Origin of the sequence: Lysobacter sp. Root916, assembly GCF_001429785.1 — a bacterium.
In the GTDB taxonomy this organism is placed as follows: Bacteria; Pseudomonadota; Gammaproteobacteria; order Xanthomonadales; family Xanthomonadaceae; genus Lysobacter.
Map to the genome: position 1 here is coordinate 1037430 of NZ_LMJF01000001.1, position 24882 is coordinate 1062311.

General features: G+C 68.4%; 20 protein-coding genes. 5 read left to right on the plus strand and 15 right to left on the minus strand.

Annotated elements, in window-relative coordinates:
* Positions 1-14 precede the first annotated feature (14 nt).
* The 3 genes from metH to ASE35_RS04825 all read right to left on the minus strand — a co-directional run bounded on the left by metH (position 15) and on the right by ASE35_RS04825 (position 4918).
* Positions 15-2702: a methionine synthase gene (gene metH, locus ASE35_RS04815; protein ID WP_056174529.1), complete on the minus strand. Its 2688-nt coding sequence runs from the start codon at positions 2700-2702 to the stop codon at positions 15-17.
* Positions 2703-2837: 135 nt separating this feature from the next.
* The gene (locus ASE35_RS04820; protein WP_057159234.1) at positions 2838-3947 is read right to left on the minus strand and encodes a homocysteine S-methyltransferase family protein; all 1110 of its coding nucleotides are present in this window, start codon (positions 3945-3947) and stop codon (positions 2838-2840) included.
* A 2-nt stretch (positions 3948-3949) separates the two neighbouring features.
* Positions 3950-4918, minus strand: coding sequence for a metalloregulator ArsR/SmtB family transcription factor (locus ASE35_RS04825; protein WP_056174532.1), 969 nt, complete (start codon positions 4916-4918; stop codon positions 3950-3952).
* Positions 4919-5214: 296 nt separating this feature from the next.
* Here ASE35_RS04825 and ASE35_RS04830 point away from each other — a divergent pair, with 296 nt between their 5' ends.
* From ASE35_RS04830 to ASE35_RS04845, 4 genes are all read left to right on the plus strand, one after another.
* Complete coding sequence (locus ASE35_RS04830; RefSeq protein WP_343123518.1) at positions 5215-6435, plus strand: acyl-CoA dehydrogenase family protein; 1221 nt, start codon at positions 5215-5217, stop codon at positions 6433-6435.
* A 230-nt stretch (positions 6436-6665) separates the two neighbouring features.
* Complete coding sequence (locus ASE35_RS04835) at positions 6666-11708, plus strand: NAD-glutamate dehydrogenase domain-containing protein (RefSeq protein WP_057163104.1); 5043 nt, start codon at positions 6666-6668, stop codon at positions 11706-11708.
* Positions 11709-11852: 144 nt separating this feature from the next.
* The gene (locus tag ASE35_RS04840; RefSeq protein WP_056174538.1) at positions 11853-12623 is read left to right on the plus strand and encodes an NAD kinase; all 771 of its coding nucleotides are present in this window, start codon (positions 11853-11855) and stop codon (positions 12621-12623) included.
* 210 nt (positions 12624-12833) lie between these two features.
* On the plus strand, positions 12834-13739 hold the full coding sequence (locus ASE35_RS04845) for a 5'-nucleotidase (RefSeq protein WP_056174539.1): 906 nt from the start codon (positions 12834-12836) through the stop codon (positions 13737-13739).
* A 9-nt stretch (positions 13740-13748) separates the two neighbouring features.
* Here the strand turns inward: ASE35_RS04845 and ASE35_RS04850 are convergent, their stop codons facing one another.
* Positions 13749-14309 (minus strand): DUF2939 domain-containing protein, encoded by a 561-nt coding sequence (locus ASE35_RS04850; protein WP_057163105.1) that lies wholly within the window; start codon positions 14307-14309, stop codon positions 13749-13751.
* A 219-nt stretch (positions 14310-14528) separates the two neighbouring features.
* Here ASE35_RS04850 and ASE35_RS04855 point away from each other — a divergent pair, with 219 nt between their 5' ends.
* Positions 14529-14750 (plus strand): hypothetical protein, encoded by a 222-nt coding sequence (locus tag ASE35_RS04855; RefSeq protein WP_157489264.1) that lies wholly within the window; start codon positions 14529-14531, stop codon positions 14748-14750.
* Positions 14751-14825: 75 nt separating this feature from the next.
* Here the strand turns inward: ASE35_RS04855 and ASE35_RS04860 are convergent, their stop codons facing one another.
* The 11 genes from ASE35_RS04860 to ASE35_RS04905 form a co-directional block, all read right to left on the minus strand.
* Positions 14826-15512, minus strand: a complete 687-nt coding sequence (locus ASE35_RS04860) for a DUF2461 domain-containing protein (RefSeq protein ID WP_057163107.1) — start codon at positions 15510-15512, stop codon at positions 14826-14828.
* A 161-nt stretch (positions 15513-15673) separates the two neighbouring features.
* The gene (gene sbcB, locus ASE35_RS04865) at positions 15674-17116 is read right to left on the minus strand and encodes an exodeoxyribonuclease I (protein ID WP_057163108.1); all 1443 of its coding nucleotides are present in this window, start codon (positions 17114-17116) and stop codon (positions 15674-15676) included.
* 4 nt (positions 17117-17120) lie between these two features.
* Positions 17121-18491 (minus strand): NAD(P)/FAD-dependent oxidoreductase, encoded by a 1371-nt coding sequence (locus ASE35_RS04870; RefSeq protein WP_057163109.1) that lies wholly within the window; start codon positions 18489-18491, stop codon positions 17121-17123.
* Between the two features lie 31 nt (positions 18492-18522).
* Positions 18523-18852 (minus strand): GIY-YIG nuclease family protein, encoded by a 330-nt coding sequence (locus tag ASE35_RS20590; protein WP_082576268.1) that lies wholly within the window; start codon positions 18850-18852, stop codon positions 18523-18525.
* A gap of 78 nt (positions 18853-18930) precedes the next feature.
* Positions 18931-20223, minus strand: coding sequence for a kynureninase (gene kynU, locus ASE35_RS04875; protein WP_057163110.1), 1293 nt, complete (start codon positions 20221-20223; stop codon positions 18931-18933).
* Positions 20224-20227: 4 nt separating this feature from the next.
* Positions 20228-20596, minus strand: a complete 369-nt coding sequence (locus ASE35_RS04880) for a 5-carboxymethyl-2-hydroxymuconate Delta-isomerase (protein WP_056174556.1) — start codon at positions 20594-20596, stop codon at positions 20228-20230.
* Positions 20597-20605: 9 nt separating this feature from the next.
* On the minus strand, positions 20606-21616 hold the full coding sequence (locus ASE35_RS04885; protein WP_056174558.1) for an amidohydrolase family protein: 1011 nt from the start codon (positions 21614-21616) through the stop codon (positions 20606-20608).
* A gap of 238 nt (positions 21617-21854) precedes the next feature.
* Positions 21855-22385: a 3-hydroxyanthranilate 3,4-dioxygenase gene (locus ASE35_RS04890; protein ID WP_056174560.1), complete on the minus strand. Its 531-nt coding sequence runs from the start codon at positions 22383-22385 to the stop codon at positions 21855-21857.
* Positions 22386-22388: 3 nt separating this feature from the next.
* Positions 22389-22832, minus strand: a complete 444-nt coding sequence (locus ASE35_RS04895; RefSeq protein WP_057163111.1) for a RidA family protein — start codon at positions 22830-22832, stop codon at positions 22389-22391.
* Positions 22829-23494, minus strand: coding sequence for a carbonate dehydratase (can, locus tag ASE35_RS04900; RefSeq protein ID WP_056174563.1), 666 nt, complete (start codon positions 23492-23494; stop codon positions 22829-22831). The genes ASE35_RS04895 and can overlap by 4 nt, the downstream gene beginning before the upstream one ends.
* 21 nt (positions 23495-23515) lie before the next feature.
* Positions 23516-24880 (minus strand): hypothetical protein, encoded by a 1365-nt coding sequence (locus ASE35_RS04905; protein ID WP_057163112.1) that lies wholly within the window; start codon positions 24878-24880, stop codon positions 23516-23518.
* Between the last annotated feature and the right edge of the window lie 2 nt (positions 24881-24882).

Sequence of the window (24882 nt, forward strand, 5' to 3'; positions counted from 1 at the left end):
CGCCCCGCGCGGTGTCACTCCGGATCGTAATCCAGATTCGAGGCCAGCCAGCGCTCGGCCTGGATCACGCTCACGCCCTTGCGGCGCGCGTAGTCCTCGACCTGTTCCTTGTTGACCCGGCCGACCACGAAGTACTGGCTGCCCGGATGGCTGAAGTAGTAGCCCGAGACCGCCGCGGCCGGGTACATGGCGTAGCTCTCGGTCAGCTGCAGGCCGGCCTTGTTCTCAGCGTCGAGCAGGCGGAACAGGGTGGCCTTCTCGCTGTGCTCAGGGCAGGCGGGGTAGCCCGGGGCCGGGCGGATGCCGCGGTAGCCTTCGTCGATCAGGGCGTCGTTGCTCAGGGTTTCGTCGTCGGCGTAGCCCCAGAACTCCTTGCGCACGCGCTCGTGCAGGCGCTCGGCCAGGGCCTCGGCGAAGCGGTCGGCCAGGGCCTTGAGCATGATCGCGTTGTAGTCGTCGTGGTCGGCCTCGAAGCGCGCCACGTGCGGCTCGATGCCCAGGCCGGCGGTGACGGCGAAGCCGCCGATCCAGTCCTGGCGGCCGGAGTCCTTGGGCGCGATGAAATCGGCCAGGCAGAAGTCGGGGCGGTCGACCGGCTTGTCGGCTTGCTGACGCAGGAAGTGCAGCACCGTGCCGGCCTCGTCGCCCAGCACCACGTCGTCGCCGACGCTGTTGGCCGGCCACAGCCCGAACACGGCCTTGGCGCCGATCCACTTCTCTTCGACGATGCGCTTGAGCATCGCGCGCGCGTCGCGGTAGAGCTCGCTGGCCTGGGCGCCGACGACCTCGTCGGTGAGGATGGCGGGGTAACGGCCGGCCAGTTCCCAGGTGTTGAAGAACGGCGTCCAGTCGATGTAGTCGACCAGCTCGGCCAGCGGATAGTCGTCGAACACGTGCAGGCCGGGCTGGCGCGGCGCCGGCGGCGCGTAATCGGCCCAGCCGCCGTCGTAGCGCTGGCCGCGCGCCTTCTCCAGCGGCACCAGGCGCTTGCCGTCGCCGCGGTTCTTGTGACGCTGGCGGATCTCGGCGTAGTCGGAGGCGTTGGCGGCCACGAACGGTTCGCGCAGTTCGATCGAGATCAGCGACTGGGCCACGCCGACCGCGCGCGAGGCGTCCTTGACCCAGATCGTCGGCGACTTGTAGTGCGGATCGATCTTGAGCGCGGTGTGTGCGCGCGAAGTGGTGGCGCCGCCGATCAGCAGCGGCATGGTGAAGCCCTGGCGCTGCATCTCGCGCGCGACGTGGCTCATTTCCTCCAGCGAGGGCGTGATCAGGCCGGACAGGCCGATCAGGTCGGCGTTCTCCGCCTTGGCCCGATCCAGGATGGTCTGCGCCGGCACCATCACGCCCAGGTCGACCACGTCGAAGTTGTTGCAGGCCAGGACCACGCCGACGATGTTCTTGCCGATGTCGTGCACGTCGCCCTTGACCGTGGCCATCACGATCTTGCCGTTGGACTTGCCGACTTCGCCGGTGCGCAGCTTCTCGGCCTCGATGTAGGGCAGCAGGTAGGCCACCGCCTTCTTCATCACCCGCGCCGACTTCACCACCTGCGGCAGGAACATCTTGCCGGCGCCGAACAGGTCGCCGACCACGTTCATGCCGGCCATCAGCGGCCCTTCGATCACGTCCAGCGGGCGCGTGGATTCGGCGCGCGCGGCTTCGGTGTCCTCCTCGATCCACTGGTCGATGCCGTGCACCAGCGAATGGCTGAGGCGGTCGCGCACCGGGCGTTCGCGCCATGCCAGGTCCTCGACCCGCTTCTCGCCCTTCTTGCCCTTGTAGCGATCGGCGATCTCGAGCAGGCGCTCGGTGCCGTCGGCGCGCCGGTTCAGCACCACGTCCTCGACCCGCTCGCGCAGGTCGGTATCGAGATCGTCGTACAGCGGCAGGGCGCCGGCGTTGACGATGCCCATGTCCATGCCGGCGCGGATCGCGTGGTACAGGAACACCACGTGGATGGCCTGGCGCACCACCTCGTTGCCGCGGAACGAGAACGAGACGTTGGAGACGCCGCCGGAGATGTGGCTGTAGGGGAAGCGGCGCTTGAGCTCGCGGGTGGCCTCGATGAAGTCGACCGCGTAGTTGTTGTGCTCCTCGATGCCAGTGGCGATCGCGAACACGTTGGGATCGAAGATGATGTCCTCGGGCGGGAACCCGATTTCCTCGGTCAGCAGCTTGTAGGCGCGCGAACAGATGTCGACCTTGCGATCGATGGTGTCGGCCTGGCCGACCTCGTCGAAAGCCATCACCACCACCGCCGCGCCGTAGCGACGCACCAGGCGCGCCTGGCGCAGGAACTCGGCTTCGCCTTCCTTCATCGAGATCGAGTTGACGATGCCCTTGCCCTGCAGGCACTTCAGGCCGGCCTCGATCACGCTCCACTTGGAGCTGTCCACCATCACCGGCACGCGCGCGATGTCCGGCTCGGCCGCGATCAGGTTGAGGTATTCGACCATCGCCTTCTCGGAATCGAGCAGGCCCTCGTCCATGTTGACGTCGATGACCTGGGCGCCGTTCTCGACCTGCTGGCGCGCGACCACGACCGCTTCGTCCAGGCGGCCTTCCATGATCAGCTTCTTGAACTGCGCGCTGCCGGTCACGTTGGTGCGTTCGCCGACGTTGATGAAGTTGCTTTCGGGCGTGATCTGCAGCGGCTCGAGGCCGCTGAGGCGGGTCTGGCGGGGGAGTGCGGTGGTCATCGGGTGTGGGGTTCGAAATGCTCTTGAGGCTGGAAGCTGAGGAGTAGCGACGAGAATCTAGTAACGAGTTGGGGTGCGTCGGCTTGTTGCTGTTTTCTCTCTTTACTCGTTACTGACTTATTGCTCGTTACCGATTCACGCCGCAGCGCTGACCAATTCCGGCAGGCGTCGCGGCGGCATGCCCTTCACCGCTTCGGCGATCGCCGCGATATGCGCCGGGGTACTGCCGCAGCAGCCGCCGACCAGGTTCAGCAGGCCGGCTTCGGCGAACTCGGACAGCACCGCCGCCATGTCCTCGGGGGTTTCGTCGTAGCCGCCGAAGGCGTTGGGCAGGCCGGCGTTGGGGTGGGCGCTGACATAGGCGTCGGCGACCTGGGCCAGCACGTCGACGTGGGCGCGCAGGTCCTTGGCGCCGAGCGCGCAGTTCAGGCCGATCGCCATCGGCTGGACGTGGCGCAACGAGTACCAGAACGCTTCCGCGGTCTGGCCCGAGAGGGTGCGGCCGGAGGCGTCGGTGATGGTGCCGGAGATCATCAGCGGCAGGCGCGCGCCGCGCGCGTCGAAGGCTTCCTCGACCGCGAACACCGCCGCCTTGGCGTTGAGGGTGTCGAAGATGGTCTCGACCATGATCACGTCGGCGCCGCCGTCGATCAGGCCGTCGGTGGCCTCGCGGTAGGCGATGCGCAGCTCGTCGAAGGTCACCGCGCGGTAGCCGGGGCGGTTCACGTCCGGGCTCAGCGAGGCGGTGCGGCTGGTCGGGCCGAGCACGCCGATCACGAAGCGCGGGCGCGACGGGTCCAGCGCTTCGGCGGCGTCGCAGGCCGCGCGCGCCAGGCGCGCGCCGGTGGCGTTGAGCTCGTAGGCCAGGTGCTCCAGGCCATAGTCGGCCAGCGAGATCGTGGTCGAGTTGAAGGTGTTGGTCTCGATCAGGTCGGCGCCGGCGGCCAGGTACTCGGCGTGGATGCCGGAGATCACCTCGGGCCGGGTCAGGCTGAGCAGGTCGTTGTTGCCGCGCTGGTCGCGCGCGCAGCCGCAGCCTTCGCCGTGCGCATGGCCGGCCTCGGCCTCGGGCGCGCGCAGGCCGTCGTAGCCCTGGGCGAAGCGTTCGCCGCGGTAGGCGGCCTCGTCCAGCTCGTGGCGCTGGATCATGGTGCCCATGGCGCCGTCCATCAGCAGGATGCGTGCGGCGAGCGCGTCTTGCAGGGCGTGCGCACGGGTCGGGTTGAGCCAGGGCAGGGTCTTCATGTTCAGGCCTTCTTGGACGGCTTGCGCGCCGGAGTTTCGACGGGGGGCTTGCGCGCGATCAGGGCGATGACTTCGAAATGCGGCGGCCGGCGCTCGCGGGTCACGGTTTCGCAGCTGACGATCTCGAAGCCGGCCTTGGTCGAGAACTTCTGCAGGTCCTTCTCCGAGAAGCCCAGGTTGACGTGGCCGTAGGCCGCGACCACGCCGCGGTGCTCGTGCCGGGCCAGGCTGGTCAGCAGCAGGCGGCCGCCCGGGCGCAGCACGCGCTCGGCCTCGGCCACCGCCTGCGCCGGGTGCTCGGCATAGGTGAGCGCGTGCATCAACACCACCAGGTCGAAGCTGGCGTCGGGGAAGGGCAGCGCGTGCATGTCGCCTTCGCGCACTTCGACGTTGTCGAGCCGACGCAGGCGCTCGGACGCGGCGGCGACCACCTTGGTGCTGGCGTCCAGGCACAGATAGCGGTTGGCGTGCGGTGCCAGCAGTTCGGCCAGTACGCCGTCGCCGGAGGCGATGTCGAGCACGTCGCCGGGCTGCAGCAGAGGCACCGCCGAGCGCGCCAGCGCCTCCCAGGTGCGGCCCGGGGAATAGTGGCGTTCCATGTCGCCGGCGACCGAGTCGGCCCAGTTCTGATCGGCCGCGCGCATCGACAGCACCCCGGCCACGCGCTCGGCGTCCTGGCGCAGCAGGGGATCGTCGCTGCCGGTGCTCAGGGTCTGCCAGAGCGCGCGTTGGGCCTGGTCCAGGGCGGCTTCGTCGAAGCGGTAGTAGGCCGACACGCCGGCGCGCCGGTCGCGCACCAGGCCGGCCTCCTTGAGCTTGGACAGGTGGGTCGACACGCGCGGCTGGGCCAGGCGGGTGATCGCCGACAGCTCGGCCACGGTCAGCTCCTCGCCTTCCAGCAGGGTCAGCAGGCGCACGCGGGTGGCGTCTGCGAACACCTTGAGTCGGGACGACCAGCCTTCGAGATCCATGGGTTGAGCCTTAGATATGCGGGATTCGGGAGTCGCGACGGAGAGGACAGGGCGGCGCCGGCGCCGCAGCGGGCACGGGCTGGATCCGCGATCGCCGGCCCTGGCTTCCATCAACCTATCGCGATACAGAGATAAGTGTCCTCCGCGCGCCCGAAAGGGTCAAGTCTTGCGCCGCGCGCGATGCAGCTGGCGTTGGGCTGGGAGGTGGGGTTATTCGGCGCGCGCGGCTACAATTCGCATAGCGGCCGCGGAACGATGGCCGCGGCTCGATCCGCGCGCCGGTTTGCGCGGCGCGGATCCCTGTCCCGGGGGCGGTTTCAGGCCGCCGCCACTCCAGAACCAGCAGAGGTGCCGACGTGGATTTTGGCTTTACCGAAGAGCAGTTGATGATCCAGGACGTGGCGCGCCGTATCGCCCAGGAAAAGATTGCTCCCAGCGCCGAGCACCACGACCGGACCGGCGAATTCCCGCTCGAGAACATCCGCACCCTGGGCGAGAACGGCCTGATGGGCATCGAAGTGCCGGCCGAGTACGGCGGCGCGGGCATGGATCCGATCAGCTACGTGCTGGCCATGGTCGAGATCGCGGCCGGCGACGCCGCCCACTCGACCATCGTGTCGGTGAACAACTCGCTGTTCTGCAACGGCATCCTCAAGTTCGGCACCGAGGAGCAGAAGCAGCTCTACGTGCGCGCGATCGCCGAGGGCCGCGAGATCGGCGCCTTCGCCCTGACCGAACCGCAGTCCGGCTCCGACGCCACCGCGATGCGCTGCAAGGCGGTCAAGCAGGCCGACGGCAGCTTCGTGATCAACGGCAAGAAGAGCTGGATCACCTCCGGCCCGGTCGCCAAGTACATCGTCCTGTTCGCCATGACCGACCCGGACAAGGGCGCGCGCGGCATCACCGCCTTCATGGTCGACACCTCGCGTGCGGGCTTCCACCGCGGCAAGACCGAGCCCAAGCTGGGCATCCGCGCCTCGGCCACCTGCGAGATCGAGTTCGAGGACTACGTCGCCCGTGCCGAGGACGTGCTCGGCGACGAAGGCCACGGCTTCAAGATCGCCATGGGCGTGCTCGACGCCGGCCGCATCGGCATCGCCAGCCAGGCCATCGGCATCGCCCGCGCCGCCTACGAGGCCACCCTGGCCTACGTGCGCGAGCGCAAGGCCTTCGGCCAGCCGATCGGCGCCTTCCAGATGACCCAGGCCAAGATCGCCGACATGAAGTGCAAGCTGGACGCGGCCCTGCTGCTGACCTTGCGCGCGGCCTGGCAGAAGGGCCAGACCGAGAAGAACGGCGGCCGTTTCAGCAACGAGGCCGCGATCGCCAAGCTGACCGCCTCCGAGGCGGCGATGTGGATCGCCCACCAGGCCGTGCAGATCCACGGCGGCATGGGCTATTCCAAGGAAATGCCGCTGGAGCGCTACTTCCGCGACGCCAAGATCACCGAGATCTACGAGGGCACCAGCGAGATCCAGCGCCTGGTGATCGCCCGCAACGAAACCGGTCTGCGCTGATCGCCACGGCATGAAACGCATCGATATGAAGCGCATCGGCTCGTATCGAGTCACCGCCTCACCCGGGGATCGCGCTCGCGGTCTGCGGGTATCAAAGACCGTCAAACGCGACGCGGGCCGCCCGGCCCGCGGAGGCGTCGTTCTGCATCAAGCCGTCACGCCAGCGAACTGAATCTCTTCACGGCCCATGCGCGAGCGTGGGCCTCATTCCATCGGACCTCCAAGTTCCCATGAGCAGCAAACCCAAAGCCGCGAAACCGACCGCCCAGGCCGCCTCGAAATCGGCACCCGCCAAGGCCGCAGCCACCAAGGCCACCAAGGCGGCAGCCAGCAAGCCGGTCGCCAAGCGCAACGTCAGCCAGCCCGCCGCGCCCAAGAGCGACGCGGTGTCCCTCGAGCCGATCATCGCCGCGATGCGCAAGCGCCTGCCCAAGGCGCGCCACGCCGAGGCCGAGGCCTTCGCCCAGGCCTTCTACCGCCGCATGAGCGGCGACGAGCTGCCGCAGCACAGCGCCGACGGCTGGGCCGCGCTGGCCAGCGACTTCCTCGAGTTCGCGCGCGCGCGCAAGACCGGCAAGGCGCTGGTGCGCCTGTTCAACCCGACCATCAAGACCCACGGTTGGGAATCGGCGCACACCGTGCTGCAGATCGCCAACGACGACATGCCGTTCCTGGTCGACTCGGTCACCATGGCGCTGGCCGAGCAGGGCATCGGCGTGCACGTGCTGGGCCACCCGGTGGTGACCTTCCGCCGCGACAAGAGCGGCAAGATCGTCGCCGTCGGCGAGGGCGTGGCCGAATCGCTGATGCACCTGGAGATCGACCGCCAGTCGGTCGAAGCCATGCCGCGCGTGCAGAAGGCGCTGGAAGCCGTGCTCGAGGACGTGCGCGCGAGCGTGCGCGACTGGGCGCGGATGCGCGACAAGATGGGCGAGGTCGCCGATGCCCTGGGCGGTCGCAAGCTGCCGGTCAGCGACGACGGCCGCCGCGAGGCGCAGGAGTTCCTGCGCTGGGCCGCCGACAACCATTTCACCTTCCTGGGCTATCGCGAATACGAAGTCACCAAGAAGGGCGGCCAGGAAGTGCTGTGCGCGGTGCCCGACAGCGGCCTGGGCCTGCTGCGCGGCCAGGACGCCGGCAAGCCGCGTCCGCTGACCTCGCTGGCGGCGCACTACATGCCGCAGTCGGGTTCGGTCGACGCCCTGATCCTGACCAAGACCAACGCGCGCTCGTCGGTGCACCGTCCGGGCTACATGGACTACATCGGCGTGCTCAGCTTCGACGCCGACGGCAAGCCGGTGCGCGAGGAGCGTTTCATCGGCCTGTACACCTCCAGCGCCTACAACCGCCGCCCCTGGGACATCCCGCTGGTGCGCCAGCGCCACGCCTACGTGATGGACAAGTCCGGCCTGTCCTCCGACAGCCACAGCGGCAAGGCCCTGCGCCACATCCTCGAAACCCTGCCGCGCGACGAGCTGTTCCAGTCCGGCGAAGAGGAACTGCTGCGCACCTCCACCGGCATCCTCGGCCTGCAGGAGCGCGTACGCAGCAAGCTGTTCCTGCGCCGCGACCGCTACGGCCGTTTCTTCTCCGGCCTGGTCTACATCCCGCGCGACCGCTTCAACACCGACGTGCGTCTGCGCATCGAGGCCATGCTCAAGCGCATGCTGCACGGCGAGCAGGTCGACACCACGGTACTGATCGGCGAATCGCCGCTGGCCCAGCTGCACCTGATCGTGCGGCCGAAGTCGGGCGAGGCGATCCAGATCGACAACGCCGCGATCGAGGCCGAACTGGCCCAGATCGTGCGCGACCGTCGCGACGAGCTGCGCGAGGCCCTGGTCGCCCGCCACGGCGAGGAGCGCGGCCTGGCCCTGATCAACCAGTACGGCCGCGCGCTGCCGACCGGCTACGTCGACGAAGTCTCGGCCGCGGTCGCCGCCAACGACATCGAACACCTGGCCGCGCTCAGCGGCCCGGACGACCTGCGCCTCAACCTGCGCCGCATCGGCAGCGGCGAGGGCGGTCTGCGCTTCAAGTTCTATCGCCAGCACGACGACATCCCGCTGTCGGACGCGCTGCCGATGATGGAGAACATGGGCCTGCGGGTGATCTCCGAGCACCCCTACCGCCTGACCGCCGGCGACACCCCGCTGTACATCCAGGACTTCGAGGTCGAGACCGTCGGCGCCGACGTCGACGTGTCGCGCCTGGACGAGACCTTCGAGGACGCGTTCGGCCAGATCTGGCGCGGCAACGCCGAGAACGACGGCTTCAACCGCCTGATCCTGGCCGCCAACCTGTCCTGGCGTCAGGTCGCGATGTTGCGTGCCTACTGCAAGTACCTGCTGCAGGTCGGCGTGCCGTTCTCGCAGAGCTACGTCGAGGAAACCTTCTTCCGCTATCCGTTGCTGGCGCGCCTGCTGGTCGAGCTGTTCGAAGCCCGCTTCGATCCCTGCACCGGCAAGGAAAGCAAGGCCGATATCAAGGCCGGCATCGAACGCCTGAGCCAGCAGTTGCAAGCGCTGGCCGGCGGCGACGCGGCCGTGCTGGCGGCGCTGCAGCCGGTGATCGAGGCCCGTAACGGCAAGCGCGAGCAGCAGGTCGACGTGACCCGCTCGACCCTGAAGGGTCTGCTCGACCGCGTCGCCAGCCTCGACGAGGACCGCATCCTGCGCAGCTTCATCGGCGTGATCGACGCCACCCTGCGCACCAGCTACTACCAGCGCCCGGCCAACGGCGGCGAGCGCGGTTACGTCAGCTACAAGTTCGATTCGGCGCAGGTACCGGACCTGCCCAAGCCGCGTCCGTACCGCGAGATCTTCGTCTACGGCCCGCGCGTGGAAGGCGTGCACCTGCGCTTCGGCCCGGTCGCGCGCGGCGGTCTGCGCTGGTCGGACCGTCGCGAGGACTTCCGTACCGAAGTGCTGGGCCTGGTCAAGGCGCAGATGGTCAAGAACACCGTGATCGTGCCGGTCGGCTCCAAGGGCGGCTTCTTCGCCAAGCGTCCGCCGGTCGGCGGCGATCGCGACGCCGTGCTGGCCGAAGGCATCGCCTGCTACAAGATGTTCATCAACGGCCTGCTCGACATCACCGACAACATCGTCGACGGCAAGATCGTGCCGCCGCGCGACGTGGTCCGTCACGACAACGACGATCCCTACCTGGTGGTGGCCGCCGACAAGGGCACTGCGACCTTCTCCGACATCGCCAATGGCATCGCCGCCGAGCACGGCTTCTGGCTCGACGACGCGTTCGCCTCGGGCGGTTCGGTCGGCTACGACCACAAGGGCATGGGCATCACCGCCAAGGGCGCCTGGGAGTCGGTCAAGCGCCACTTCCGCAGCCTCGGCCGCGACAGCCAGACCCAGGACTTCACCACGGTCGGCATCGGCGACATGTCCGGCGACGTGTTCGGCAACGGCATGCTGCTGAGCCAGCACATCCGCCTGCTGGCCGCGTTCGACCACCGCCACATTTTCCTCGACCCGAACCCGGATGCGGCCAGGACGTTCAAGGAACGCGAGCGCATGTTCAAGCTGCCGCGCTCGAGCTGGGACGACTACGACAAGAAGCTGATCAGCAAGGGCGGCGGCGTGTACCCGCGCTCGGCCAAGTCGATCCCGCTGTCGCCGGAGATCAAGGCCGCGTTGGGCATCGACGCCGGCGTGGCCGCGCTCAGCCCGACCGAGCTGATGAGCGCGATCCTGAAGGCGCCGGTGGACCTGCTGTGGAACGGCGGCATCGGCACCTACGTCAAGGCCAGCAGCGAGTCCAACCTGGACGTCGGCGACCGCGCCAACAACGGCCTGCGCGTCAACGGCAACGAGCTGCGTTGCAAGATGGTGGGCGAGGGCGGCAACCTGGGCCTGACCCAGCTCGGCCGCATCGAGGCCGCGCTGCACGGCGTGCTGCTTAACACCGACTTCATCGACAACTCGGCCGGCGTGGACACCTCGGACCACGAGGTCAACATCAAGATCCTGCTCAACGGCCAGGTCCAGACCAAAAAGCTGACCCTGCCCGAGCGCAACAAGCTGCTGGCCTCGATGACCGACGAGGTCGCCGGGCTGGTGCTCAACGACAACTACCGCCAGAACCAGGCGATCAGCCTGATGGAGCGGATGAGTCTGTCGCGCCTGGGCTCCAAGCAGCACTTCATCCGCACCCTGGAATCGCAGGGCCTGCTCGACCGCCAGATCGAGTTCCTGCCGTCCGACGCCGAGATCGCCGAGCGCAAGGCGCGCGGCCAGGGCCTGACCCGTCCGGAACTGTCGGTGCTGCTGTCCTATTCCAAGCTGGTGGCGTTCCAGCAGTTGCTGGATTCGGACGTGCCGGAAGACCCGTACCTGTCCAAGGAACTGGTCCGCTACTTCCCCGAGCCGCTGCAGAAGAAGTACGCCAAGGCGATGGAGAACCACCGCCTGAAGCGCGAGATCATCGCCACCGCGGTCACCAACTCCACCATCAACCGCATGGGCGCGACCTTCCTGCTGCGCATGCAGGAAGACAGCGGCCGCACCCCGGGCGAGGTCGCCAAGGCCTTCACCATCACCCGCGAGACGCTGGACGCGCGCGAGCTGTGGGCGCAGATCGACGCGCTCGACGGCAAGGTCGCCGAGTCCACCCAGATCGACGCCCTGCAGGTGATCTGGAACCTGCAGCGCTCGTTCACGCGCTGGCTGCTGTCGCGTCCGGGCGCGATTCCGGACATCGCCACCGCGGTCGCGCGCTATCACGACGGCTTCAAGGACATCCGCGCCGGCAAGGGCATCCTCGGCGACGGTCAGCGACCGGTCTACGAGGCCAGCTTCGCCGACTGGAAGGCCAAGGGCGTGCCGGTCGCGTTGGCCGACCAGCTCGCGGCGCTGCCCTACCTGGAGCCCAGCTGCGACGTGATCGAGGTCGCGCGCGAGCGCAAGCTCAAGCCGGTCGATGTGGCCAAGGTCCACTTCCGCCTCGGCGAGGCGCTGCGCCTGCCGTGGCTGCTGGAGCAGATCGACGCGCTGACCGTCGACGGCCGCTGGCACGCGGTCGCACGCGGCGTGCTGCGCGAGGAACTGGGCACCCAGCAGCGCATCCTGGTCGGTCAGGTCCTGGCGATGCCGGGCGCCAGCGCCGAAGCCAAGGTCAAGCAGTGGCTGGAGCGCGACGACGTCTCGCTGCGTTTCACCCTGGCGATGCTCAACGAACTCGCCGCGCAGAAGGCCCTGGACTACCCGACCGCCTCGGTCGCGGTGCAGCGTCTGTCGCAACTGGCCTCGCGCGGCTGATCCACGCGCCCCTCTCCCGATGGGGGAGGGGCGCGGTTTTCCCGCCACGGCTTTGTCTGCCTCCGCTTCCCCGCGGAATCCGTCGTCATCGGCATTTCCCCTGGCGCGGGTTATGCTGCGGTCGCCATCCGTTCGGAGCCGCCGATGACCGCGACGCCTCGCATCGCCTTCCTCGCCAGTCCCATCGACGAAGCGCAACGCGCGCTCGCCGAGCTGATCGCATCGCACGGACAGCACGAGCCGGCCGATGCCGACGTCCTGGTCGCGCTGGGCGGCGACGGTTTCATGCTGCAGACCCTGCATCGCTACGGCAGCCTCGGCAAGCCGGTGTACGGCATGAAACTGGGCACGGTCGGCTTCCTGATGAACCAACACGGCGAGGGCTTGCTTGAACGCCTGGCCGCGGCCGAACCCGCGGTATTGCGGCCGCTGGAGATGGTCGCGCAGACCGAATCCGGGGCCACCGTGGGCTCGCTGGCCTACAACGAGGTCTCGTTGCTGCGCCAGACCCGCCAGGCCGCGCATCTGCGCATCGATCTCAACGGCCAGACCCGGCTGGACGAGTTGATTTGCGACGGCGTGCTGGTGGCGACGCCGGCCGGCAGCACCGCCTACAACTTCTCCGCCCACGGCCCGATCCTGCCGCTGGGCTCCAGCGTGATCGCGCTGACCCCGATCGCCGCGTTCCGTCCGCGCCGCTGGCGCGGCGCGCTGCTCAAGGCCGACACCGAGGTGCGTTTCCGCGTGCTCGACCCCTACAAGCGTCCGGTCAGCGCCACCGCCGATTCGCACGAGGTACGCGACGTGGTCGAGGTGATGATCCGCGAGTCGCTGGACCGCACCGTGACCTTGCTGTTCGATCCCGAGCACAACCTCGAAGAGCGCATGCTGATCGAGCAGTTCACCAGCGGTTGAGGCGGGCGCCGCTGGCTTCCTGTAGGAGCGGCGTGAGCCGCGTTCGTCTCTTCATGGAGTTGCGCGATCGCGTCTCACGCCGCTCCCACTCAGGGAGGTGGCCGCGTCGGCACGCGGAGGGCCGACTCGGATCGCGGCTCAAGCCGCTGCTCCGTCGTGCAGGCGCCGCCGTCGCAAGCGCTGAGACGCCGCAGGAGGCACAATAGCCGCATGCCCGACCGCGACGCCGACCCTTTGATCGTAGCGATCTCCTCGCGAACCCTGTTCGACATGGAGGAGAGCCACTTGCTGTTCGAGCGCGAGGGCCTGGACGCCTACGCCAGCTTCCAGCGCCAGCACGAGGACGATCTGCTCGCGCCCGGCATCGCATTTCCGCTGGTGCGCAAGCTGCTCGCGCTCAACGACGGCGCGCCGGCGGAGGCGCCGCGGGTGGAGGTGATCCTGATCTCGCGCAATTCCGCCGACAGCGGCCTGCGCATCTTCAACTCGATCGCCCACCACGGCCTGTCGATCAAGCGCGCGGCCTTCAGCAACGGCGCGCCGCCGTTCCCCTATATCAAGCCGTTCGGCGCCGACCTGTTCCTGTCGGCCAACGCCGAGGACGTGCGCAACGCGCTCAGCGCCGGGGTCGCCGCCGCTACCTTGCTGCCGGCCAAGGCACCGCAGCAGCGCCACGACCAGCTGCGCATCGCCTTCGACGGCGACGCGGTGATCTTCGACGACGAGGGCGAGCGCGTGTCGCGCGAGGGCGGTCTGGCCGCGTTCGCCAAGCACGAGCGCGAACATGCCGGCGAGCCGCTGTCGGGCGGGCCGTTCCGCGGTTTTCTGGACGCCCTGCATCGCCTGCAGGCGGCGTTCCCGATCGGCCCGGACGCGCCGATCCGCACCGCCCTGGTCACCGCGCGTTCGGTGCCGGCGCACGAGCGCGTGATCCGCACCCTGCGCGAATGGGGCATCCGCCTGGACGAGGCGCTGTTTCTAGGCGGTCGCGCCAAGGGGCCGTTTCTGGAAGCCTTCGGCGCCGACATCTTCTTCGACGATTCCGAGCACAACATCGTTTCGGCGCGCGACCACGTCGCCGCCGGCCACGTGCCGCACGGCGTGGCCAACCGCTGAGATCGGCGCTCAGCGAGGCGTGGGCGCGGCGTCGCCGAAGGGCAGGCGAATGTCGCTGAGTTTCCAGCTCAAGCCGGAGCGGGTCAGCACGAACACCACCGGTTCGCCGTCGGCGTTGTTGACCGTGGCGGTGAAGCGCGACGGCGACTCGAAGCCGTACTTGGCGTCCTTGAGCGGATCGGCGGGAATGTTGGGCGCGTAGCTGTCCTGGCCGCGCCCGCCGCCGCCCAGGCGGTTGAACAGGTTGCGGCCTTCCAGCACCGCGCCGATACCGACCGGCGTGGCCAGCGCATCGACCGCGCCGCCGGCGACGCCGCTGGCGATGCGCACCGCGATCGCGCCGAAGGGATTGGCCTGCACGTCCTCGCCGGCCTCGCGCACCAGGTAGTCCTCGAGCTGGGCCTTCAGGCTCAGGCGCAGAGCCGGGAAATCGATGTGCTCGGACAGCGCGGCGGTGTCCTGCTCCTGCACCGCCTTGCGGATCGCGTTGACGGTCAGATACGGGCCGGCGGCGACGTAGCCGACCAGCAACAGCAGCACCAGGACGACGAGGGCGATCCACTTCTTCATACGGGCCTACCGGGCACGGGAAGGGCCCAGCTTAGCGCCGTGGCGTCCGCGCGTGATGAATGTCGGCCTTTGCGGGCGCGACGCGGGCCCGGCGCCCGTCGTGTACGCGCTTGCGTCGAAGCGGGCGCGCGCTGCGCCAGGGCGTGCGCGCGAACGCGGCGCGAGCGGCTAAGGTCGTGGTCGCCGGCAATGAGGCCGGCGCACGGCAAGGAGCGAACGATGCGTAACAAGAAACCGATGTGGGCGCTTGGATTGGCGTTGCTGGCGGTGGCGACCGCGGCGTGGGCGATTCCGCCCGTGTACGTGGGCGAGGTGCACGAGTACTACCAGGACGGCCAGCACGTGGGCTGGGCGCAACGCGACTGCAAGGGACGTTTGACCAGCGGCGGCATCGCCACCGAAGACGTGCAGATCAGCTACTTGGTCTGTCCTTTCTCGTAAACGCGGCAAGGCCGGCGTCAGCGGTGGCGGCCAGGCCCGCCGCTGTCGCCTGCGGGCCGCGCCTCGGACTCGTTCTCAGAATTCCAGATCCAGCGCCGCGCACAGGTAGTCGGTGAACGGCGCCAGCCCGCTCAAGTCGGTTTGCAGCGTCTTGAGCAGGCGCGGGCCGGTCATCACCTCGTCGTCGATCGCGCGCAGGGCCACGAAGTTCTTGCGGCGCAGGTCGTGGGCGAACTCGAAGTCGTCGGGAAAGCCGCGCGGCATGCGTACCAGCATCTCGTCCTCGTCGAGGTCGAAACGGCGGCGGAACTTGGGATCGTGCGCCGCGGCCTTCCAACTGCCCGGATTGTCCAGGATGAAATGGCGGATGCGGCGCAGCGAATCCGGCTCCGGGTGCCACAGGCCGGTGGCGATGAAGCAATTGCCCGGCTGTAGATGCAGATAGAACGAGGGCGCCTCGACCTGACGGCCGCGCTCGTGGAACAGGCGCGCGCCCTGCCAGGTCTTGTACGGGGTCTTGTCGTTGGCGAAGCGGGTGTCGCGCTGGATCCGGAACAGCGAACCGCCGACGGTCTTGGGCTCGGAGCGGTAGTGCTCGCTGACCCCGGCCAGCACCGGTTGCAGGTCGGTGAGCAGGCGCTGGAACGGCGCGCGCACCTGCTCGTCGTATTCGGCCTTGTGGGCCTGGAACCATTCGCGCTCGTTGTGGCGCGCCAGACCGCGCAGGAACTTGAAGCTGGCGTCGGAGAAATAGCGGCTCATAAGCGAGGAGTGAGCGGGGAGAAGTGAGGAGTGAGCCCGAGATTACCCCGCTTTGGCTCGCCGCTCACCCCTATGCGCTTCAAGACAGGAAATGAGCCGCGAGTAATGAGCTGTCGACCGCTTTCGCTCACTCCTCACTTCTCCCCGCTCACTCCTGGCTTTCACGCCAAGCCGGCGTCGATATCGCGGCCCCAGGCCTCGAGTCGATCGAGCAGGGCCAGGCGCGCGCCGTCCTCGGCGTGGGTCTGGCGCAGCGCGGCCAGTTCGGCGTGGAAGCGTTCGAAGTTGTATTCGGCCAAGCCGGCGTCCTGGTACAGGCGCCGGCGACGGTAGTCGTTCCAGCGCTCGTGCTCGGCCGGCGTCAGGGTGTCGGGCCAGTTGCGCGCACGGTAGCGGAACAGCAGTTCGGGCAGGCGCGCGTCGCGGAAACCGAAGCTGGCGACGCCCAATTCGGCCGGCGCGGTGGTGCGCACCTGCGTGAACAGGCGCTTGTCGCCGTCGCCGATGAAGCCGTCATAGAGCGAGGCGTCGGCGTCGGCAGCCGCACGTTCGCGTTCGGCGCCATAGACGCGACGCACCTTGTCGGCCAGGGCCGGGCCGACCGCGCGCAGCACCGCCGCGCGGCGTTCGATCACGGCCGGGTCGATCTTCAGGCGCTCGAAGTCGGGTTCGCGCAGGTGGTCCCAGGCGATCAGCGCCGGACAGCGGTTGGTCTGCACTTCCTTCAGCGCGACCCGGGTCTCGCCCTCGGGCAGATCGGCCAGGGGCGTGTACAGACGATCGGCGATCGCGTCGGCGTCCAGGCTGAGCAGGGCGTCGGGTTCCTGATCCAGGTCGAACACGATCACCCGGCTGTCGATGCGCGGATGGCGCGCGATCGGCAGCACCGCGGCCGCGCACAGTCGGCTGGCCGGGAAGCGCTGCGAAACGTGCAGCACCGGTTTCATGCCGACCACGTCGAGCAGGCTGGCGGCGTAGCGCTTGTCGCGCAGGCGCAGGGCGTAATCCCACAGGCGCGGCTGCGCGGCCTTGAACTTGCGCGCCAGGCCGATCAGGGCGCGCACGTCCGACAGCGCCTCGTGGGCGTCGCCGATGCGTACCTCGTTGGCCAGGGCCAGGTGTTCGAGCTTGAACGAGGCCAGGCCGTCCTCGCGCCGCGGCCAGATCAGCCCGTCGGGGCGCAGGGCGTGGGCCAGGCGCAGCACATCGAGCAGGTCCCAGCGCGAATTGCCGCCGCGCCACTCGCGTTCGTAGGGATCGTAGAAATTGCGGAACAGGCTGTAGCGCACGAACTCGTCGTCGAAGCGCAGCGAGTTGTAGCCCAGACTGCAGGTCTCCGGGCGCGCCATCTCGTCGTAGATCAGGGCGCAGGCCTCGGCCTCGCTCATGCCCTCGCGCAGGGCGTCCTGCGGAGCGATGCCGGTGATCAGGGTGGCGGTGGGCGAGGGCAGCAGATCGTCGGCGGGTTTGACGAAGACGCTGATCGGTTCCTCGATCTCGTTCAGATCCGCGTCGGTGCGCATCGCCGCGAACTGGGCGATGCGGGTCGTGCGCGGGTCGGCGCCGTAGGTCTCCAGGTCGTAGAACAGGAAGCTGGCGGGCATGCGTTCAGTCGTCCACGGGTAACGGCGAAAGGCGCGCACGCACCGCGGCGTCGACGCGGTCCCAGTCCAGGGTGTCCAGGCTGTCGTGGCCGCGGGTCAGTTCGACCAGCAATTCGCGCTGCAGGTTGCCGCGCTCGAACGCGACCGCATAGGGCATGCGATGGAAGGTGACCATGGCGTAGCGCGGCATGAAGCGATCGGGATGGCGCTCGGCCAGGCGCCGCTCCAGGGCGCGCTGCAGCAGGTAGTCGTCGTCGTCGACGCGGTCGCGCATCTCCAGGTAGTTCTCCAGCGCCATGGCCTGGATCGCGCGCGCGTTCGGCAGGCGCTGGGCCTGGAACGCGGCGAACGCGGCGGCGCGGTCGGCGCCGTCCTCCAACTGCTGGGCCAGGGCGACGCAGTCTTCGAAGGCGCAGTTCATGCCTTGGCCGTGGAAGGGCACCATCGCATGCGCGGCGTCGCCCAGCAGCACCGCGCGTTCGTCCAGGTGCCAACGTTCCAGGTAGAGGGTGGCGAGCAGGCCGGCGGGATTGCGCTCGAAGTCCTGCTCCAGGTTCGGGATCAGCGGCAGGGCGTCGGCGAAGTCGCGCTCGAACAAGGCGCGCGCCTGGGCGCCGTCGCGGATGCTGGCGAAACTGGGCTCGCCCTCGTTGGGCAGGAACAGGGTGACGGTGAAGGTGCGCTCGTCGTTGGGCAGGGCGATGCACATGTAGCGCCCGCGCGGCCAAATGTGCAGTGCATTGGGTTCGACGCTGAAGCCGCCGTCGGGCGCGGGTGGGATCTCCAGTTCCTTGTAGGAGTGGCCGAGGAATTCGGTGCGCTCGCCCAGATCGGTGGCGCGGTTCATCGCAGCGCGCAGCGCCGAGCCGGCGCCGTCGGCGCCGACCAGGCTGCCGAAACCGGCCTCGTGAACGCTGCCGTCGCGCTCGTCCAGGAAGCGCGCGACGCGGGCGTCGAAGTCCACCGATTGCAGGCCGCGATGGAAATGCAGGCGCGCGCCCGCGTCCTGGGCGATCTGCAGCAGGATCAGGTTGAGCTCGCCGCGGTGCACCGACCAGATCACTTCGCTGTCGTCGCGCCCGTAGCGCTGCAGGTCGGTGCGACCGTCGAGGAAATGCACCATGCGCCCGCGCATCATCACCGCCTGCGCCATCACCGCCGCATCGGCGCCAGCCAGGCGCAGCGCGTGCAGACCGCGCTCGGCCAGGGCGAGGTTGATCGAACGCCCGCCCTGATACCCCTTCAAACGCGGATCGCCGCGCTTCTCGTACACATCCACGTCCCAGCCGCGCCGCGCCAGCAGGGTGGCCAGCAGCGCGCCGGCGAGGCCTGCGCCGATGATGGTGAGGTGTTTGTGGGGTGCGGGTGTGTTCAAGGCGTTTCGCTCTAAGCTGTTGTTCTTGCCGTCATTCCCGCGAAGGCGGGAATCCAGGGACTTCAGCGTTACCTGCAATCTCCGGCCATAGATCCCTCCAGGTCGGATTCCGCTCTTCAATCAGGCGTATTTTCCATTCCCGATTCCACTTCTTGATCTGCTTCTCGCGTTGTATCGCGCTTTCCATCGATTCGGTCAGTTCGTACCAGACCAGACGCGTGACATCGTATCGCTTGCTGAAACCGTCGGTGATGTGTTCGCGGTGCTGCCAAATGCGACTCACTAGATCACTGGTAACGCCGACGTATAGCGTTCCCTTGCGGGAGCTTGCCAGGACATAGACTGCCGGCGATTTGCTCATGACGTCGGGTCACTGGATTCCCGCCTTCGCGGGAATGACAGCTTTAAGAGCCAGAGCTCCTCGGCGGGAATGACAGCTTTAAGAGCCAGAGTTCCTCCAAGCCTCCACCGCCCGCACAAACCGCAGCACATCCGCATGCGTGTTGTACAACGGCGCCGGGGAGATCCGGATCACGTCCGGTTCGCGCCAGTCGCCGAGCACGCCGTTCGCGGCCAGGTAGTCGAACAGTGCGCGGCCGGCGTCTCGGCCGCTGAGACCGCGGCCGCCGATCACGCGCAGGGACAGCTGGCAGCCGCGCTGGCCCGGATCGGCCGGCGTGGCGATCTGCAGGGTCTCGGACAAACGCTCGCGGATCAGCGCCTCCAGGTAACCGGTCAGGCGCAGCGATTTCGCGCGCAGGGCCGGCATGCCGACGCGGTCGAACAGGTCCAGCGAGGCGCGCAGCGGCGCCAGGCCCAGGATCGGCGGGTTGCTGAGCTGCCAGCCGTCGGCGCCGGGCGTGGGCACGAACTGCGGCCCCATGCGGAAGCGCGTGGCCGCTTCATGGCCCCACCAGCCGGCGAAGCGCGGACGCTGCGTGCGCGCATGGCGCTCGTGCACAAAACAGCCGGCGACCGCACCGGGGCCCGCGTTCAAATACTTGTAGTGGCACCACACCGCGAAATCGACGCCGCTGTCGTGCAGGGCGAGTTCGAGATTGCCGACCGCGTGGGCGAGGTCGAAACCGCAGACCGCGCCTTGCGCGCGTGCCACCCGCGCGATCGCGGCCAGATCGAAGGCCTGACCGCTGCGGTACTGGATGCCGGGCCACAGCACCAGGGCCAGACGGTGACCGTGCTCGACGATCGCGCGTTCGATCGCGGCCATCGAATAGGTGCCGCCCGGCTGATCGGGTTCCAGCTCGATCAGATCGGCCGCCGAGTCGTAACCGTGGAAGTCGATCTGCGAGGCCACCGCATGGCGATCGGACGGAAACGCGCCGGCCTCGATCAGGATCGCCGGGCGCTCGCGCGTGGGCCGATAGAAGCTGGCCATCATCAGATGCAGGTTGGCGGTCAGCGAATTCATCGCCACCACTTCCGAGGGCTGCGCGCCGACGAGGCGCGCCAATGGCTCGCGCACCAGCTCATGGTAGGACATCCACTGGGCCTGACCGGTGAAGTGGCCTTCGACCGCTTCGTGCGCCCACTTGTCCAGCACTTCCTCGACGTGCGCGCGCGCGCCGCGCGGCTGCAGGCCCAGGGAGTTGCCGCAGAAGTAGGCTTGCTCGGATTCGCCGTGGCGCGGCAACAGGAACTGCTCGCGCAGGGTCGGCAGCGGGTCGGCGGCATCCAGCGCCAGTGCGTGCGATTCGGAATACAGGTCGGTCATGGACTCAGGGCAGGTTCGCGTCTAGGACGGTTTTGGCGTAGGCGGGCGCATACAGCTCGTCGACTTCGACGCACAGCTGCACGGACGGATGGTGCGAGGGCAGGCCGCGGCGCAGGGCGTCGAGCGCGATCGCGGACAAGGCGCCGCGTACCGCCTCGCTGCGGCCGGGCAGGATCTTGAGCTGCGCGTGGACGAAGGCGCGGCCGCCGTCGGCGGTGTCGACGCGGTAGTGGTTCAGCAAAAAGGCGCGGCTCTTGATCGCGAATTCGTCGAAATGGCCGCTGTCCGCGAGCGCGCGATTGAGCTCGGCCAGGGCCGCGTCGGCGTCGTAGCCTTCGAGATTGGCGGTGTACTGCAGGCTCAGATGCGGCATCGCTGGAACTCAGGCGAAGCGCGCCAAGGGCAGCCCCAGCCACTCCAGGGCGGTGCCGTGGTACAGCCGCGCCTGGTCCGCCTCCGGCAGCGCCAGCGAGGCGATGCCCGCGCCGGGCTCCTGTTCGCCCAGCGGGAACGGATAGTCGGTGCCCAGCATCACCCGCGACACGCCGCAGGTATCGAGCAGGTACTGCAGGGCGCGGGGATCGGCGACCCAGGAATCGAAGTACATTCGTCCCAGATACTCGCGCGGGTTGCGCGGGTTGTCGGTGGCGACCAGGTCGGGGCGCATGTTGAAGCCGTGCTCGATGCGGCCGATGGTGTAGGGGAAACTGCCGCCGCCGTGGGCCATGCAGATCTTCAGCTTGGGCAGGCGTTCGAGTACGCCGCCGAACACCAGGCAGCAGGCCGCGCGCGACTGCTCGGCCGGCATGCCGACCAGCCAGGGCAGCCAGTACTTGGGCATGCTGGCCGCGCCCATCATGTCCCAGGGGTGCACCAGCACCGCCGCGCCCAGGTCGCTGGCGGCCTGGAAGAACTCGAACAGCTCTGGCGCGTCCAGGTTCCAGTCGTTGACGTGGCTGCCGATCTGCACGCCCTGCAGGCCCAACTGGTCCATGCAGCGCTCCAGCTCCTGCACCGCCAGACGCGGCGATTGCAGCGGCACCGTGCCGATGCCGGCGTAGTGGCGCGGATGGCTGCGGCAGGTCTCGGCCATGTGGTCATTGAGGGCCTGGTGCAGCTCCAGCGCGTGGTGCGGCTTGGCCCAGTAACTGAACATCACCGGCACGGTGCTGATCACCTGCACCTGCACGCCGAAACGCGCGTAGTCGTCGATGCGTTCCTGCGGGTCCCAGGTCTTGGACCAGATTTCGCGGAAGAACTTGCCGTCCTTGTAGATGCGGTGGCGGCCGTCGTCGGTGTGGTGAATCACCGGGAAACGGTCGTCGCCGAACTTGCGCGCCAGGTCGGGCCAGTCGCGCGGCAGGTAGTGGGCGTGGGTGTCGATCTTGAGCACGGAATGCCGGAAACCTTAATCGCCTGGTGGATTGAGCGTATCAGGCCGGGCGTGGCGGCGAGCTCGCCCGGCTGCGTCGATGAGCGACCGCGGGAACTCAAGGATACGGCCTTCGCCACCGACCGGGATGCGTTCGGTGGGCCGATCGGGCCGCCTGTCCGGCTGGGCCCGATTGGGGCCCCGAGCGCCGCTGCCGTCCGCAGGGTCGCGCATCGGACCCAACGGCCCCGTGGCGGCCTCAGGTATCCGGCATCACGTACTTGGACGGGGCCGGGTTCAGGTGCCCGCATTGCTTGCAGCTGCGGTGCTCGCGCGAGGCGTAGAAGCGCTCGAACACCGGTGGGAAGTCGGTCTCGATGTTGCGCAGATGGAAGTACTCTTCGTAGAGCTTGTGGTTGCAGCGTTCGCAGAACCACATCAGGCCGTCGTCCTCGTCGGGACGGCGGCGGCGCTCGATCACCAGGCCGATGGAGTCGGGCATGCGCTGCGGCGAATGCGGCACGCGCGGCGGCAGCAGGAAGGTCTCGCCGGCGCGGATCGGGATGTCGCGAACGGCGCCGTCCTCTTGAATGCGCAGCACCATCTCGCCCTCGAGCTGGTAGAACCACTCCGCGCCCTCGTCCCAGTGGTAGTCGGTGCGCTGGTTGGGGCCGCCGACGATCATGACGATGAAGTCGTCGACGTAGATCGTCTTGTTGCCGACCGGCGGCTTGAGCAGGTGGCGGTGTTCCTCGATCCAGGCCTGCAGGTTGATCGGTCCGGGCAGCATGATTTACTCCGCGGGGCGCGCCAGGCGCGCGATGCATTTGAGTTCGATCGCGATCGGAGTCGGCAGCGCGGTGATGCCCAGGGTGGTGCGGCAGGGCGCGCGGTCGATGTCGGGAAAGGCGTCGGCCCAGGCTGCGTTGTAGGCAGCGAAATCGCGGGCCATGTCGGTCAGGTAGACGGTGACGTCGACCAGGTCGTCCCAGCCGGCGCCGCTGGCTTCCAGCACCGCGCGCACGTTGGAGAACACCGCGCGGCATTGCAGGCCGATGTCGTAGGCGATCAGGCGGCCGTCGGCGTCGTGGACGTTGCCGGGTATGCCGTTGCCGGCCGGATCGCGCGGGCCGATGCCGGACAGGAACAGCAGCTCGCCGACCCGGCGCGCATGCGGATACAGGCCGACCGCGCGCGGCGCGGCGTCGGTGCGGATGCTGTCGCCGGCGGCGCTCATCGCGGCGAACCGCCGTGGGTGGAATGCACGCGCGCGATCGCCGAGTCGTAGGCCGATTGCAGTTCCTCGTGCGCTTCGATGTCCATGCCCAGGTCGTTGACCCGGCCGTTGCGCAGGCTGTAGACCCAGCCGTGCACGGTCAGCGGCTGGCCGCGCGCCCAGGCGTCGCGCACGATCGTGGTCAGGCAGACGTTCTGCACTTGTTCGATCACGTTGAGCTCGCACAGGCGGTCGTGGCGCTCGTCATGATGGGCATGGCTGATGCAGGAGACGTGCTTGTCGGCGACGTCGGTGACATGGCGCAGCCAATTGTCGACCAGGCCGTAGCGATGGCCGTGCAGGGCCGCGTGCACGCCGCCGCAGCCGTAATGGCCGACCACCAGGATGTGCTTGACCTTGAGCACGTCGACCGCGAACTGGATTACCGACAGGCAGTTCAGGTCGGTGTGCACGACCACGTTGGCGATATTGCGATGGACGAAGACCTCGCCGGGGGCGAGATCGACGATCTGGTTGGCGGGCACGCGCGAATCGGAGCAGCCGATCCACAGGTATTCGGGTGCCTGCTGGCTAGACAGGCGTGCGAAGAAGTCGGGGTCCTCGGCACGCAGCCGTTCGGACCATTCGCGGTTTCGGCCAAGCAGGTTTTCGAGTGAGCTCATGGCGGGTTCGCAGAGTCCGTTTCAGTGGGCGGCGCGGGACGGACGGGCGCAAGCGCGCACGTACGCGGCCTGCGCCGGAGCGCAGACCCGCAAAAGGTGTCGACCTACAACTTGGCCGCTGCGGTCGCGGACCTTGAGGTCGTAGCGTCCCGGTTTCAGGTACAGCGGCAGGCGATGCTCCGCCGCGCTCAGGATCACGGTCTGGTCGGCCGGTACCGCATCGACGCTTTCGCCGAGATATCGCGCTTCCAGCGCGCACGGCAGGCGTGCCAGACAGGGCCGCAATTCGTCGGACAGATCGATCGGATTACGCTGGCCGCCCAGGCGCATCCAATCCGGGCGCAACACCGAATCGGCCGTGTCCGGGAACATCACGGTGAGATCGTTGCGTCCCGGCCACAACGTCCATTCGCGGCCGACGCGGCGGTCGAGCAAGACGCTGGGTCGGGTCAGACGGAATTCCGCGGCGATGCGGTCGGCGATCGAGGCGGCGGTTCCCGGCGGTGCCGGTGTCAGCAGCGCCTGCTCGACGCTGAGCGGCTCGATCCCGCTCAGGCGTTGGAACTCCATCGCCATCGGCCGGGTGCGCGGCCCGAAGCCTCCGGGCGACTTGTCGATATGCGCGTAGCCGGCATGCACCAGCAGCTTGGCGCGCGGGTTGTCGCGGAACACGCGTTCGATCAGTTGCTCGGCCTGGCGGGTTTCGCGCTGCTGTTGAGTCTGGCCGGGCACCCGGATCGAATCGTAGGGCACCAGCACGAAGCCCAGACGCAGCGCCGTGCGAATGATCTCGGCGTAGATCGGGTCGCCGCTGTAGTAGCCGGTGCGAGAGTAGAGCGGATAGCCGCGTTGGCGCAGCCCGGTGTCGTCGGCTTCCAGGGTTTCCAACGCCACATGCGTGTAGCCGAGCGCGCGCAGGCGCGGCAACAGGGCCAGGGTCAGGCGGCGGGTGTCGTTGCGGTGATGGGCCTCGTTGATCATCAACACCTGACGTCGCGCGGCGCGCGCGGCGATCCATTCCAGCGCGGGCAGGGCGGTATAACGGGGCCGGTCCGGCAAGCTGAAGCCTGCGGGCGCCTCCTCCCAGAACGGCATCGTGCGGTCGGCGTCGTTGGGTCGGCCGAAGAAGCCGTACTGGGTCGCCAGCATCTGCCCGATTTCGTTAGCCAGGGCCTCGTCCTGGCCGCTGTCGTAGCCGTACGCGAGCAGGAAGCGGCTGTACTCGTCGGGCTGGGCGTTGAATTGGCGATAGAACTCGTCGACCGGATCCAACGGCGCCTGCTGAGCCTGGGCGAGCAGGGCGACGCCGGACAGCAGCAGGGCGAGTACTGCGGTCAGGGCCCCGCGGATCGAGCGCGGGCGCGATTCGGCGGCGGACGGCGGCATGG